Source organism: Micromonospora sp. NPDC047134 (assembly GCF_040643455.1).
Lineage (GTDB): Bacteria > Actinomycetota > Actinomycetes > Mycobacteriales > Micromonosporaceae > Micromonospora.
On sequence record NZ_JBEYUI010000009.1, the window covers coordinates 111,461 to 125,049 of the forward strand.

The 13,589-nt window shown below is 71.8% G+C and carries 12 protein-coding genes; 5 read left to right on the forward strand and 7 right to left on the reverse strand.

The genetic code is table 11. From position 1 onward, the window contains the following. Positions 1–133 precede the first annotated feature (133 nt). From ABZ795_RS13905 to ABZ795_RS13925, 5 genes are all read right to left on the reverse strand, one after another. Complete coding sequence (locus ABZ795_RS13905) at positions 134–3,688, reverse strand: adenylate/guanylate cyclase domain-containing protein (protein ID WP_357530558.1); 3,555 nt, start codon at positions 3,686–3,688, stop codon at positions 134–136. Then, positions 3,685–4,527 carry an MBL fold metallo-hydrolase gene (locus ABZ795_RS13910; protein ID WP_357530559.1) on the reverse strand — a complete coding sequence of 281 codons (843 nt, stop codon included), beginning with the start codon at positions 4,525–4,527 and terminating at the stop codon, positions 3,685–3,687. Before ABZ795_RS13910 ends, ABZ795_RS13905 begins: the two co-directional genes overlap by 4 nt. Before the next feature lie 143 nt (positions 4,528–4,670). Next, entirely contained in the window at positions 4,671–5,132 is a 462-nt protein-coding gene (locus tag ABZ795_RS13915; RefSeq protein WP_357530560.1) for a RidA family protein, read from the reverse strand. Further along, positions 5,129–5,284 carry a DUF4177 domain-containing protein gene (locus ABZ795_RS13920; protein WP_012184767.1) on the reverse strand — a complete coding sequence of 52 codons (156 nt, stop codon included), beginning with the start codon at positions 5,282–5,284 and terminating at the stop codon, positions 5,129–5,131. The genes ABZ795_RS13915 and ABZ795_RS13920 overlap by 4 nt, the downstream gene beginning before the upstream one ends. Positions 5,285–5,361: 77 nt before the next feature. Continuing rightward, positions 5,362–5,763 carry a hypothetical protein gene (locus ABZ795_RS13925; protein ID WP_357530561.1) on the reverse strand — a complete coding sequence of 134 codons (402 nt, stop codon included), beginning with the start codon at positions 5,761–5,763 and terminating at the stop codon, positions 5,362–5,364. A 326-nt stretch (positions 5,764–6,089) separates the two neighbouring features. Here ABZ795_RS13925 and ABZ795_RS13930 point away from each other — a divergent pair, with 326 nt between their 5' ends. The 3 genes from ABZ795_RS13930 to ABZ795_RS13940 are packed head-to-tail and all read left to right on the forward strand — an operon-like array spanning position 6,090 to position 8,898. Continuing rightward, on the forward strand, positions 6,090–6,689 hold the full coding sequence (locus ABZ795_RS13930; RefSeq protein ID WP_357530562.1) for a hypothetical protein: 600 nt from the start codon (positions 6,090–6,092) through the stop codon (positions 6,687–6,689). Between the two features lie 26 nt (positions 6,690–6,715). Next, positions 6,716–7,693, forward strand: a complete 978-nt coding sequence (locus tag ABZ795_RS13935; protein WP_327023727.1) for an ArsA-related P-loop ATPase — start codon at positions 6,716–6,718, stop codon at positions 7,691–7,693. 53 nt (positions 7,694–7,746) lie between these two features. Further along, positions 7,747–8,898, forward strand: a complete 1,152-nt coding sequence (locus ABZ795_RS13940) for an ArsA-related P-loop ATPase (protein ID WP_357530563.1) — start codon at positions 7,747–7,749, stop codon at positions 8,896–8,898. A gap of 54 nt (positions 8,899–8,952) precedes the next feature. Here the strand turns inward: ABZ795_RS13940 and ABZ795_RS13945 are convergent, their stop codons facing one another. Next, a complete protein-coding gene (locus tag ABZ795_RS13945) occupies positions 8,953–9,285 on the reverse strand; it encodes a WhiB family transcriptional regulator (protein WP_357530564.1) in 333 nt (110 codons plus the stop codon). 401 nt (positions 9,286–9,686) lie between these two features. Here ABZ795_RS13945 and ABZ795_RS13950 point away from each other — a divergent pair, with 401 nt between their 5' ends. Next, positions 9,687–12,131 (forward strand): transglycosylase domain-containing protein, encoded by a 2,445-nt coding sequence (locus tag ABZ795_RS13950; RefSeq protein ID WP_357530565.1) that lies wholly within the window; start codon positions 9,687–9,689, stop codon positions 12,129–12,131. Between the two features lie 80 nt (positions 12,132–12,211). Here ABZ795_RS13950 and ABZ795_RS13955 read toward each other — a convergent pair whose 3' ends face one another. Then, positions 12,212–12,667, reverse strand: coding sequence for a GatB/YqeY domain-containing protein (locus ABZ795_RS13955; protein ID WP_357530566.1), 456 nt, complete (start codon positions 12,665–12,667; stop codon positions 12,212–12,214). 25 nt (positions 12,668–12,692) lie between these two features. Here ABZ795_RS13955 and ABZ795_RS13960 point away from each other — a divergent pair, with 25 nt between their 5' ends. After that, on the forward strand, positions 12,693–13,586 hold the full coding sequence (locus ABZ795_RS13960; protein WP_357530567.1) for a metallophosphoesterase: 894 nt from the start codon (positions 12,693–12,695) through the stop codon (positions 13,584–13,586). The last annotated feature ends 3 nt before the right edge of the window (positions 13,587–13,589 follow it).

Consider the following 13,589-nt stretch of genomic DNA (forward strand, 5'->3'; position numbering starts at 1 on the left):
TCGACGGCCGCGTGCACCATGCACGCTATCGGCCGACTCCGACGGACAACATCACCGAAACCGACAGAACTGCGTCTGCCGTACCAACTCGCCGCAGCATCGACGGAGTTCGTCGTACGTCCGGGGAGGAGTTTCAGCGCAGGCGGCCGAGCAACTCCTCGGCGGCGGCCCGCTCACTGCGCTGCTCGGTGGCGTACGCCAGGTGGACCGCCTCCTCGGCGCGGGTCCTCGCCTCGGCCCGGTGACCGCAGGCGGCCAACGTCTCGGCGAGCACGCTGAGCCCGATCACCTGGCTGCGCACGTCCTCCGCCGGCATCTGCACCGCCCGCCGGGCCCAGTCCAACGCCTGCTCGGGCTGTCCATGGGCGAGCAGGGCGCAGGCGTACCGGGCCATCGACTGGCGTCGGGAGAACAGCAACGAGGGGGTACCGGCCGCCGCGGTGGCCACCGGCGCCAGCAACCCGACCGCGGTGGCGGAGTCCCCGGCCGCCAGTCGGGCGGTCGCCAACAGCACCCGGGGCGCCACCTGCGCGGGGGCCTGCGGATTGTGCGGCTCGACGCTGGTCAGCACGGCACGGGCGTCCCGTTCGGCGGCGGCGCCGTCGCCGGAGTCCAACGCCACGAAACCCCGCAGGGTGCCGGCCATCCCGGTGAGCAGCGGATGACCCGTACGGCGGGCGTAGGACAGGGCGTCGGTCAACAGGTCGGCGGCATGCTCCGGTTCCCCCAGCCCTCGGGCGATCACCCCGCGTACCACCAGGGCGAAGCCCTGCCCCCAGTCGTCCGAGACGGCGGCGAACTCCCGGTACGCCCGCCTGGCCTCCTGATCGGCGTCGGCCAGCTCGCCGAGTTCGGCCTTGGCGTACGCGTCGACCGCCCGCAGGGTGCCCACCGCCCAGGCCTCGCCGACCCGCTCACCGAACGGCAGGAAGACCCGGGCCAGCCGGTGCGCCTCCCGCAGCCGACCGGCCAGCAGCCGGGCGAAGGCCGTGGTGCCCCGCAGCCACGCCCGGCCGTAGGGGTCCTTGAGTTCGGCGAAGAGTCGCGCCGCCCGACCGAGGACGGCGTCCGTACCCGCGAAGTCCCCCCGGGTGGTGGTCACCCAGGCCAGGTTCTGCAGGGACCAGGCCTGCCCCCGGCGGTCCTGGGCGGCCAGACTGACCTGGTACGAGGCGGCCAACCGGCTGCTGGCCTGACCCAGCCGGCCGGAGATGAAGTCCGCCATGCCCAGTCGCCGCATCGCCGAGGCCCGCAGGGCGGGCAGGTCGGCCTCCGTGGCCACCTGCAGCGCCTCCCGCCACCAGGTCTCCGCCCGACGCAGGTCACCCATCACCTGCTGGGCCTGCCCGGCCAGCAGCAGCGCGCCTACCCGGGTGGCCGCCTGGTCCCCGGCGTTGGCCGCGATCTTCTCGGCGTAGGCCAGGGCGTCGGCAGCCCTACCGACCTGGAACAGGGCCCGGGCGTGCACCACCCGGTCCGCACCCGGCACCTCGCCACGGGCCAGTTCGGCCGCGCGCTCGGCGTACTCGACCGCCAGGGCCGGCTCACCCTCCTGCAAGGATCGGCGGGCGGCCCGGCCCAGCGCCGCCACCCCAAGGGGCAGGACCGCCCGGGCCGGGGCGTCCGGGCGCAGGGTCACCGCGTCGGCCAGGGCGGTGGCCCGTTCCACATGGGCGGCCACGAAGTCGTCCCGGGCCGCGTCGGCGAAGCCACCCGGGCCGCCGGTCGCGCCCTCCCCGGGTGCGGCCCACCGGGCCAGGGCGGCATGCCGTTCGGCCAGCTCCGCCTTGCTGACCCCGGAGTACGCCGCCTCCCGCATCAGGGGGGTGGCGAAGGCGAACCCGGTCCGGGTGCGGTGCAGCATACGGCGTTGCAGCAGCTCCTCCACCGCCCGTTCCAACTCCACCGCGACCACCGCCGCCGGCCGACCGTCCCGGCCCGCGCGTTGTTCCCGCAACACCTCCAGGGCCCCGTCGGGCACGGTGTCACCGACCACGGCCGCGTCCCGCAGCACGGCCCGGGCCTGTGGCGGCAGGGCGTCGATCCGCGCCGCCAGCACGGCCGCCAGGTCCCGGGAGAGCAGTCGACTGCCCAGCGAGCGGGGTGCCAACCGCCAGGTGTTGCCCGCCCCGGCGGTCAGCGCCCCCCGCTCCATCAGCAGGGTCACCAGTTCGGCCAGGTAGAAGGGGTTGCCCTGGGCGGTGGCGAGCAGTCGGTCGGTGTCGGCCTGGGGCAGCCGCCCACCGCCCAGATAGCTGGTGAGCAGCCGGGCCGCGTCGGCGCCCCGCAGCGGCGGCAGGGCGTGCACCTCGGCGTCGGCCACCCGGGTCAGGGTGCCGGCGGTGCGTACCAGTTCGGGTCGGCCCAGCAGCAGCACCAGGACCGGGCCGCTGAGCCGGGACAGGGTGACCTCCAGCGCCTGGATGGTCTCGCTGGTGGCGTCGTGCAGATCGTCCACCACGACCATCAGCGGCGCCTCCGCGGCGAGCGCGCTGAGCAGGTCCGCCACCGCGTTCGGCACCGCGTCCGCGTCCGGCGGCGGGGCGCCGCTCCAGTCGACCTGGTCGGTGCCGGCAGGCAGTTCGGCGTACCCGAGCAGGGCCAGCAACTGGTCGACGGCGACCGGGGTGGGCTCGGAGCGGGACCGGCTGAGGCGCTGTCCCAGCCGACGCAGCCGCTCCTCCACGGCCGCCCGGGTGACCGCGGTGGCGGTGTCGTTGGGCAGGCCGGCGGCGGCGCGTACCAGGTCGGCCAGGGGAGCCAGCCGGCGACGTTCCCCGAAGGCGGCGCAGCGGACCGACAGCACCCGGGCCCCGGTGTGGGTGGCGTACCGCCCGGCGCCCACCTCGTAGCCGGCGGCTAGGCGCTCCACCTCGGCGGCGAACCGGGACTTGCCGATGCCGGCCTCGGCGGTCATCAGCAGCACCCGGGGCTCACCCCGGTCGATCACCTCGGCCAGTCGCCCGGCCACCCGGCCGATCTCGGTCTCCCGGCCGACATAGGGTGCCTCGTCGCCGAGGCCGGACCGGGTCCCCGGGGCGTCCAGCAGGCCGAGCAGCTCGTACGCCTCGACCGGCTCGCGCTTGCCCTTGAGCCGCAACGGCCGCAGCGCCCGCCAACTGGCCACATGTCGGGTGGCCGCGGCGGTGCGGGCCCCCGCGTAGACCGCGCCGACGGCGGCGGCGTCGGCCAGCCGGGCGGCCGTGTTCACGGTGTCCCCGATGACGGTGTACTCGATGGCGGCCTGGATGCCGGCGATCACGTCTCCGGTGTTCAACCCGACCCGCAGCCCCAGCGGCGCGCCGCCGCCCCGCTCGTCGTCCAGCACCCGGCGCACCGCCCGCTGCATGGACAGGGCGGCGCGCACGGCCCGCTCGGCGTCGTCCTCATGGGCCACCGGGGCACCGAAGACCGCCATGATCCCGTCGCCGGTCAGCTTGTCGACATGCCCGCCGAAGGTCTTCACCGCCCCGGCCAGGGAGGCCAGCACCCGGTCGGTGACCGCGCCCACCCGCTCCGGGTCCAGATCCTCCGACCAGGAGGTGAAGTCGGACAGGTCGCCGAAGAGCACGGTCACCACCCGGCGTTCGGCGGCCGGCAGGGTCGCGGCAGCAGGCAGGGCGGCACCACAGTTGTGGCAGAACCGGGCCCCGGGTACGGCGACGGTTCCACAGACCGGGCAGGTCACGGTGTTTCCAACCCCGGGGTCTCAGTGCCGGATTCCCGGCCGAGATATTCCAGTTGGGCGCGGACGGACCACTCCGCCGCCCACCACAGCGACCGGTCCACGTCGGCGTAGACCTTCGCGACCACCTCCGCCGCGTTCTGTGCGCCCTCGTCCAGGGCCAGCCGGACCTGGTCCAGCCGGGCACGTCGGTGGGCCAGGTAGAAGTCGGCGGCGGCACCGCAGTCGGCCAGCGCCGGGCCGTGTCCCGGCAGGGCCGGGATCCCCCGGTACCCCGAGAGCAGTTCCAGACTGGCCAGGTAGTCGCCGAGGTGACCGTCCGGGTGGGCGACCACGGTGGTGCCCCGACCCAGGATGGTGTCGCCGGTCAGCACCACCTGTCGACCCTCCTGCTCGACCAGCAGGCAGATCGAGTCGGCGGTGTGCCCGGGGGTGGGCACCAGCCGGATGGACAGCCCGCATCCCTCGCCGCCCAGTTCGGTGCCGTCCGGCCCGTCGCCGGTCAGGGGCGGGGCGTCGATGCTGTGCGCCGGGTCGACCGCGCGCACCGGCACCCCACCGAGCAGTTCGTGCAGCCGCGGGGAGCCCTCGGTGTGGTCGGAATGCCCGTGGGTGATCAGGACCAGACCGATCGGCCCCTCGGCGGCGATCGCCGCCAGGTGCCCCTCGTCGGCCGGCCCCGGATCGACGAGGACCCCGTACGCCGCACCGGGCGCCCGCAGCAGCCAGGTGTTGGTGCCCTCCAGCGTCATCACGCCCGGATTGGGTGCCCGCAGCAGCGTCGCCCACTCCGGAAGTTCGCTGGCGAGGGCGGTCACCGCCCCCGTCACATGCCCTCCCATGGCTGCGATCGTACGACCCCCACCCCCTGCCCCCGCGATCTTGCACTTCCGGTCGACGATTCGACCTGATTAGCGCCCTTCGTCCCGATCAAAACTGCAAGATCGCGGGGATGAGGGGGTGGGGGTGGGGGTGAGGGAGGGGGTTAGGCGACTTCGACTATGGCTTCTACTTCTACGGGTGCGTCCAGGGGGAGTTCGGCTACGCCTACGGCGCTGCGGGCGTGGCGGCCGGCCTCGCCGAAGACGGCACCGAAGAGGTCCGAGGCGCCGTTGATCACGCCGGGCTGACCGGTGAAGCCCGGGGCGCTGGCGACGAACCCGGTCAGCTTGACGACCTTGACGACGTTCTCCAGGCCGACCAGGGCGTCGATCGCCCCCAGGACGTTGAGGCCACACTGCTGGGCCAACTGCTTGGCCTGCTCGGCGGAGATGCCGGCGCCGACCTTGCCGGTGGCCAGCAGCTTGCCTGCGGCGATCGGCAGTTGCCCGGAGACGTAGACGTGCTGACCCGACTGCACCGCCGGCACGTAGCTGGCCACCGGCGGAACCACCTCCGGCAGGGCCAACCCGAGCTCGGCCAGCTTGGCGTGCGGCCCGTTGCTCATGCCTTGGCCCGCTTCAGGTACGCGACGAGTTGCTCCGGGTTGGGTCCGGGTACGACAGAGACGAGTTCCCAGCCGTCCTCGCCCCAGTTGTCGAGGATCTGCTTGGTCGCGTGGACCAGCAGCGGAACGGTGGCGTATTCCCACTTCTGCATCGGTGGAGAGCTCCCTCGGTGGCATGGACACTTCCGGCCACAGCCTACGGTCCACCGGTCGGCCGGGAGGCGGGACGCTACTCGGGGGCGGTCGGCAGTTCCCCGCAGGGGCCATGGTGGTCGTACGGCTGAGGACACCGGGTGCGGTCCGGCAGGGGCAGATCGCAGAAGACCCGGTGTCGGTTGTTCTGGTCGTCGGCGGTGGACACCTCGGTCTCCCCCGCGTCCAACTCGGGCAGGAAGTTCAACGAGGTGGCCACCCAACCGGCCAGGCTGGTCGCCGTGGTCAGGTCGGTCACCTTGATCGGCAGGTGGATGACGTACCCGGGGTCCTCCTCCCGTGCCTCCAGCGGCTCCGGGCCGGGCGGGTCGACCGGACGCCGGTACGACCGTTCGTTGACCGGCAGCCGGCCGGAGGAGCCGACCCGCTGGGCCCGGGGCGGGAAGGGGGTTCGGGGGGTGTTCTCCGTGTCGCGCATGCGCTTCCTCCGGGCGTCGTACCTGGTCACGGCGCCGCCTGACGGCCCGGAGCGGTTGCCTGCGACCCCGGCCCGAACGTGCCGGAGCGACCGTAGGACGACCCGCTGGTCCCATCAACAGGACGCGCGTATCCGACTGAGTTCGGTCGCATTTGCGACACTCGTCCAGCAGATTGCTGATCGCGCCCCGGCACCGGAGGCACCACGCCCCCCGCGCTACCCACTCAGACCGCTACCCTTCCGGTCTGGACGGGCGCGCGGCCCGGCCGCCCGATCCCACGGCTCGCCAGCGCCACGCGGCGACGCACCCACACCGGGGGGACGCGATGACCCAGCCACCCACCAGCGGCCCGAGCGGCCCCGTGAACCTGCCGCCGACCCCACCCGGTCACCCGCCGTACCCGCCGACCGGTCAGCCGCCGTACCCACCCGCCGGTCAGCCACCCGCCGGTCAGCCGCCGTACCCGCCGGCAGGTCGACCGCCCCGTAAGCGCGGCGCTCTGCTGGCCGCCCTGGCCCTCGCGGTGGTGCTGCTGCTCTGTGCCGGCGGTGGGGTGGCCGCCTTCCTCACCCTGCGCCAGGCCGAGGCCGGCGAGGGGGCGCCGGAGCCCTCGGTGGCGGTGGACGAGTTCCTCACCGCCGTCTACCAGGAGCGGGACGCGGCGAAGGCGGCCCGCCTGGTGTGTTCGGCCGCCCGGGACCAGGAGAAGATCCGCGCCAAGGTCGCCGAGGTCGAGGAGTACCTGTCGGCCCACCAGAGCCCCCGGTTCCGCTGGGACACCCCGACGGTGAACAACGAGACCGGCGACCGGGCCACGGTCACCGCCACCGTGACGGTGACCACGGCCGACGAGAAGATCGCCGACCAGGCGCTGCGCTTCACCGTGATCCGCAAGACGGGCTGGTGGGTCTGCGAGGTGGCCTGAGCCCGTCGGGTGGATAGGCTCGTCAGGTGGGAGCGAAGCAGCGACCGGCCGAGCGGGCCGGCACCGATTGGCCCGCTCGTCTGCACGTGGTGACCGGCAAGGGCGGCACGGGCAAGACCAGCGTGGCAGCCGCCCTGGCCCTGGGCCTGGCCGCTGGTGGGCGTCGCACCCTGCTGGTCGAGGTGGAGGGGCGCCAGGGCATCGCCCAACTGTTCGGCACCGACCCCCTGCCGTACGCCGAGCGGCACCTGGTCGAGGCACCCGACGGTGGCGAGGTGTACGCGCTGGCGGTCGACGCCGAAGAGGCGCTGCTGGAATACCTCGACATGTTCTACAAGCTCGGGGCGGCCGGGCGGGCCCTGCGCAAGCTGGGCGCGATCGACTTCGCCACCACGATCGCCCCCGGGCTACGGGACGTGCTGCTCACCGGCAAGGTCAAGGAGGCCACCACCCGTACGGTCGACAAGCGGCGGGTGTACGACGCGGTGGTGCTGGACGCACCCCCCACCGGCCGGATCGGCCGCTTCCTGAACGTCACCGCCGAAACCGCCCGACTGGCGAAGGTGGGCCCGATCAAGACCCAGAGCGAGGGGGTCGCGGCACTCCTGCGCTCACCGATGACGGCCGTGCACCTGGTGACTCTGCTGGAGGAGATGCCGGTGCAGGAGACGGTCGACGCGATCGGCGAGCTGGCCTCCCTGGGCTTCGGGGTCGGCAAGGTGATCATCAATGGGGCTCGGCCGCCGCTGCCCACCGGAGGACTGGTCACCCAGTCGGAGCTGACGCGTGGGCTGCGTGCCGCCGGGCTGCCGACCGAGGGCAGGATCGTCGCCGGGCTACACGAGGAGGCTCGTGACCAGGTGATTCGCCGGGAGTTGGAGGATTCCCTGCGGGCCGACCTGGTGGAGGTCGGGGTACCCCTCCTGGAGTTGCCGTTGCTGCCCGGCGGGGTGGACCGCGCCGGCCTGGACCTGCTCGCCGCGGCGCTGGTCCCAGGCGATTGACTCACACCTGACGCCGGCCCCACGCGCGGCCGGGGTTGGCCCGATACGCTCGATTGGTGCCTTCCGACAACGCCGCGCCGCCGCTGGACGTCGACCAGATCCTGGCCGACCCCGGCGTACGCATCGTGGTCTGCTGTGGGGCGGGCGGAGTGGGCAAGACGACCACGGCCGCGGCGCTCGCCCTCCGAGCGGCTGAACAGCACGGCCGGCGGACGGTGGTGCTCACCATCGACCCGGCCCGACGGCTGGCCCAGTCGCTCGGCCTGACCGAGCTGGACAACACCCCTCGGCAGGTCAAGGGCATCGACGTCGAGACCAGCGGCGGCGAGTTGCACGCCATGATGCTCGACATGAAGCGCACCTTCGACGACGTTGTGCTGGCGCACACCGATCCGGCGAAGGCAGCGGAGATCTTCGCGAACCCCTTCTACCAGGCGATGAGTTCCACCTTCTCCGGCACCCAGGAGTACATGGCCATGGAGAAGCTGGGCCAGCTGCACGCCCGGGGCGAGTGGGATCTGATCGTGGTGGACACCCCGCCGTCCCGTTCGGCGCTGGACTTCCTCGACGCACCGGCCCGGCTGTCCCGGTTCCTCGACGGGCGGATGCTCCGGCTGCTGCTGGCCCCGGCGCGTACCGGGGGACGCAGCATGTTCAGCCTGGTCACGGCGTCGTTCGGGATGTTCTCCCGGGTGGTGCAGAAGGTGCTCGGCACCCAACTGCTGACCGACCTGTCCGGCTTCGTCGCCGCCCTGGACTCCATGTTCGGGGGCTTCCGGCAGCGCGCGGAGCAGACGTACCGCATCCTCCAGGCCCGGGAGACGGCCTTTCTGCTGGTCGCGGCGCCCGAGCCGGACGCGGTCCGGGAGGCCGCCTACTTCGCCGGCCGGCTCCGCGAGGAGAAGATGCCGCTGGTCGGTCTGGTGCTCAACCGGGTGCACCGCCCGGCGGTTGTCGAGTTGGACGCGCAGACCAGCCGGGCCGCCGCCGACCGGCTGCGGTCTGTCGGGGGCCATGAGGGCACCGTCGAGGTGCTGCTAGCGCATGCCGCCCTGGCCGAGCAGTCGGTACGCGAACAGCAGGTGGCCGCGCGGTTCACGGACGAGTTTCCGCAGGTGCCGACCGTGTCGGTGACGGCGCAGCCCGCCGACGTGCACGACGTCGACGGGCTACGCACGATCGCAGCGGCGATCAGCCGCTCCTGACTCCGGGCGTCGGTACGGCGATCAGCCGCCCTGGACCCCGGGCCGGTGCGGCGATCAGTCGTTGCCGACCGCGCCGGTGGTGACCAGGATCCTGTCCTTGCCGCTCTTGTCCTTGGCGTTCTTCTTCATCGCCGCCTCGAACATCTTGCGCCAGCTGGCTACCTGCGGATGGCGGCGCAGCAGGGCCCGGCGTTCGCGTTCGGTCATGCCGCCCCAGACGCCGAACTCGATGCGATTGTCCAGCGCGTCGGCCAGGCACTCGTACCGGACTGGGCAGCTACGGCAGATCCGCTTCGCCACGTTCTGTTCGGCGCCCTGTACGAACAACGCGTCCGGGTCCCCGTTCTGACACGCCGCCAGCGACGGCCAGTCAGTGATCATGCCCATCTGTACTCGTCCCCCCTTGCAGTACTACCGACGCCGTCGCGGGCCAGCCGGCATTTCCCCCCGTCGTCCGGCACACCTCACCCCAAGGCGGCACGGACGACTCATGTGGCGCTGTCGCCGCCCTCATCATGCTCTGTAGTTGCCCGATTACGCAACGTTGTCGGCTAAATCCATCATTCCGGACACTCCCGGCTTCTCGGGCTCGGGCCCCCCGCTTACCCCACCGGAGTCCACGAAAACGCTGCGAGTCGCCCCCGCACGGAGGAAACTCGACTCGATCACGCAACCGGACACCCGGTGTCACGCGTTTAGCACAACGAGGCCGGCGCGCGCAGGAAATGGGGAAAAGACGCCCCAGCGCCCCTCGTTACCTGTTCGCGTACCCTGACGAGGTGACCTGGATGCGGAAACGTGACCACAATGTCCTGACCAATGCCGCATCGCTGCTCATCTGCGGGCTGTTGGCCGGCGTGGTGGTCGCCGCCGCGGCCTTTCCCGCAGTGGCGATGTCAGGCCTGGCCGCGAAGGCCGGGGCGGACACCTTCGGTGCCCTGCCCAGGGAACTGACCCTGGCCCGCCCTCCCCAGATCAGTTATCTGCTCGCCTCCGACGGCAAGACCCCGCTGGCCACCATGTACGACGAGAACCGGCGGGAAGTGAAGTTCGACGACATCTCTCCGCACATGCGGGCCGCGATCATCGCCGCCGAGGATCACGACTTCTACAAGCACAACGGAGTCGATCTCAACGGGGTGGCCCGGGCCTTCGTCAACAACAGCTCCGCCACCAACGACCGGCAGGGCGCCTCGACCCTGACCATGCAGTTCGTCCGGATGAGCATCGCCTATTCGGCCACCCATCCCGCCGACGTGCTCGCCGCTACCGAGGACACCAGCGCCCGCAAGCTGCGCGAGATGCGCTACGCGATCCAGCTCGACAAGGAGCTGTCGAAGGACGAGATTCTGGAGCGCTACCTCAACCTCGCCGCCTTCGGCAACGGCGCGTACGGCGTCTTCGCCGCCAGTCAGGTCTACTTCAACAAGAAGCCCAAGGACCTGAAGATCGAAGAGGCCGCCATGCTTGCCGGCCTGGTCAAGGCGCCCACCTCGTTCGACCCGACCACCAAGAGCGGCTACCCGCAGGCGGTCGCCCGGCGCGACTACGTCATCGACAACATGGTCAAGACCGGCGCGATCACCCAGCAGCAGGCCGACGAGGCCAAGGCCGTCAAGCTGGTGGTCAAGGGCAAGCGGGCGCCGAACGGCTGCGTGGCCACCAACAAGAACGCCTGGGGCTTCTTCTGCGACTACTTCTACCGCTGGTGGATGTCGCAGGAGACCTTCGGCTCCACCTCGTACGACCGGGAGCGGCGGCTCAAGAGCGGCGGCTACACCATCGTCACCACCCTGGACAAGCAGGCCCAGGACGGCGCCGACAAGGCGGTCCGCGCCGCCAAGCCGGTAACCTCCAAGGAAGCGGTGATGATCGCCGTGGTCGAGCCCGGCACCGGCCGGGTACGCGCCCTGTCGGTGAACCGGAACTTCAAGCTCGACAACCCGAACAACCCGAAGAACCGCCCGCACAGCGATCCGGTCCAACGCAACAAGGGCAAGCTCGGCAACTATCCGAACACGGTGAACCCGCTGCTCACCGGCGGTGACGGCATCACCGGCTACCAGGCCGGCTCGGTGTTCAAGATCTTCACCATCGTGGCCGCGTTGGAGAAGGGCATCCCCCTCAGCTACTCCATCAACGCGCCGCAGCAGTTCAAGTCCGAGTACATCCTCCGCCAGGGCGCCCCGGCCACCTGCGCGGGCACGCACTTCTACTGCCCGATGAACTCCGACCGCAAGCCGGGCGGCATCAAGGACATGTGGAGTGCCTTCTCGGCCTCGACCAACACCTACTTCGTGCCACTGCAACAGCAGGTCGGTGCGGCGAACGTGGTCGACGCGGCCAAGCGCCTGGGCATCCAGTTCCGGCAGAGCGAGGACGCGAAGTTCGCAAACAACAAGGAAGCCGCCAACCAGTGGGGCGCCTTCACCCTGGGTGTCTCACAGACCACTCCCCTGGAACTCGCCAACGCGTACGCCACCCTGGCGGCGGACGGCAAGTACTGCGAGCCCATCCCCGTGCAGGAGATCCGCGACCTGGACGGCAACAAGCTGGACGTGGCCAACCCGCGCTGCGAGAAGCGGGTAAGCACGGAGGTGGCCCGGGCGGCCGTCGACGCGGCCCGCTGCCCGGTCGGTGACAACTCCTCCACCAGCAAGTGCGGCGGCAGCCGTACGGCCGGCGAGGGCCGCTGGAAGGTCGGCAAGCCGATCGCCGGCAAGTCCGGCACCACCGACGGCGAGAAGAGCGCCTCCCTGGTCGCGATGACCAAGCAGTACGCGGTGGCCGGCATTCTGGCCGACCCGGACTGGCCGCAGACCAACGTGAAGATGAAGCACAAGCCCACCGACGGCATCAACCCCCCGGTCTTCGAGACCCTGAAGGCCGCCATGAGCGGCAAGAAGGCGATCAACTTCGAGCCACCCGGCCAGAAGATCGCTCTGGGTGACCAGCGGAGCATCCCCGGGGTCCGGTGCCTCAGCATCGATCAGGCGAAGTCCCGCCTCTCCGGTGCCGGCTTCACACCGGTCGTGTCGAGCAGCCGGGTCGCCTCGGACTGCCCCGCCGGCAGCGCCGCCGGCACCAGTCCGGAGGGTCGCACCATCAAGGGCGGCATCGTGATGATCACGGTCAGCGCCGGTGGCGGTGGCGGCAACGACGATGACGACGGCGGCAATGGTCGACCGGGCGGGCCGCCCACCCGACCGGCGCCGGGCCGGCCTGGCGGCTGACCGTCACCCCGTAACGCCGATCGGGCGGGCACTCCTCGCGGAGTGCCCGCCCGATCGCTTTGTGCTGTACCGCCGGCGGGTCAGAGGCCCAGCTGGCGGCGTACCTCGGCGGCCACCCGGCCACCCTCGGCCCGGCCGGCCACCGCGGCCTGGGCCGCCTTCATCGCCGGGCCCATCTGGGCCTTGCCGGTGAAGCCGCCCGCGGCGAGCGCCCCCGCGACCAGCTCGGTCAGCTCCGCCTCGGAGAGCTGCTGCGGCAGGTAGCGCTCCAGCACCTCGCCCTCGGCGGTCTCCTTGGCGGCCTGCTCGGCGCGGCCCGCCTCGGCGAAGGCGGTGGCGGCCTCGCGGCGCTTCTTGGCCTCCTTGGTCAGTACGGCCAGCACCTCGTCGTCGCTGAGCTCACGCTTGGCCTTGCCGGCGACCTCAGCCGTGCCGACGGCGGCCAGGGCCATCCGCAGGGTAGAGGTGGTCAACTCGTCGCGGGCCTTGAGGGCGACGCGCATGTCGGCGGTCAGGCGGTCCTTCAGCGTGCTCATGGACGCCCAAACTACCCTGATCGCCATGCGAAAGCGCACAATATTCCGGCTCGCGACCGCCACCGTCGCGACGGGCGCCGCCGCCCTGGCGTACGCCTCCCTGGTCGAACGCAACATGTTCACCCTCCGGCGCTTCGACGTCCCGGTGTTGCCGGCCGGCACCGAGCCGCTGCGCGTCCTGCACCTGTCCGACCTACACATGACCCCCAACCAGGTACGCAAACAGCACTGGGTGGCCTCGCTGGCCGCCCTGGACCCCGACCTGGTCGTGGTGACCGGCGACAACATGGCCCACCCGGAGGCGGTACCCGGGGTCCTGCGGGCCCTGCAACCCCTGCTCGACTACCCCGGGGCCTTCGTCTTCGGCTCCAACGACTACACCGGCCCGGTCTGGAAGAACCCGTTCAGCTACTTCCTGCCCGAGCGGGAGTACACCGAGGGGGTCGAGCTGCCCTCCGAGGAGCTGCGGGACGTCCTCGTCGGGGCCGGTTGGGCGGACCTGAACAACCGGCGGACCACCGTCAAGGCGGGTGGCCGGGCCATCGACATGGCCGGCGTGGACGACCCCCACGTCGAACGCGACGACTACAGCGCGGTGGCCGGCGCGGTCTCCGCCTCGGCGGATCTCTCCATCGCCCTTACCCACTCCCCCGAGCCGGCCCTGCTCGACGAGATGGCCGCCGACGGGTTCGCCCTGCTGCTCGCGGGCCACACCCACGGGGGTCAGGTCTGTGTCCCCGGGGTGGGCGCCCTGGTGACCAACTGTGGCCTGCCCCGCTCGATGGCGAAGGGTCTACACCGCTGGCCCGGCTCCGACTCCTGGCTGCACGTCTCCGCCGGCCTCGGCACCCACCCGACCGCCCCGGTCCGGTTCGCCTGCCCCCCCGAGGCCAGTCTGCTGACCCTGATTCCGCGCTGAGCC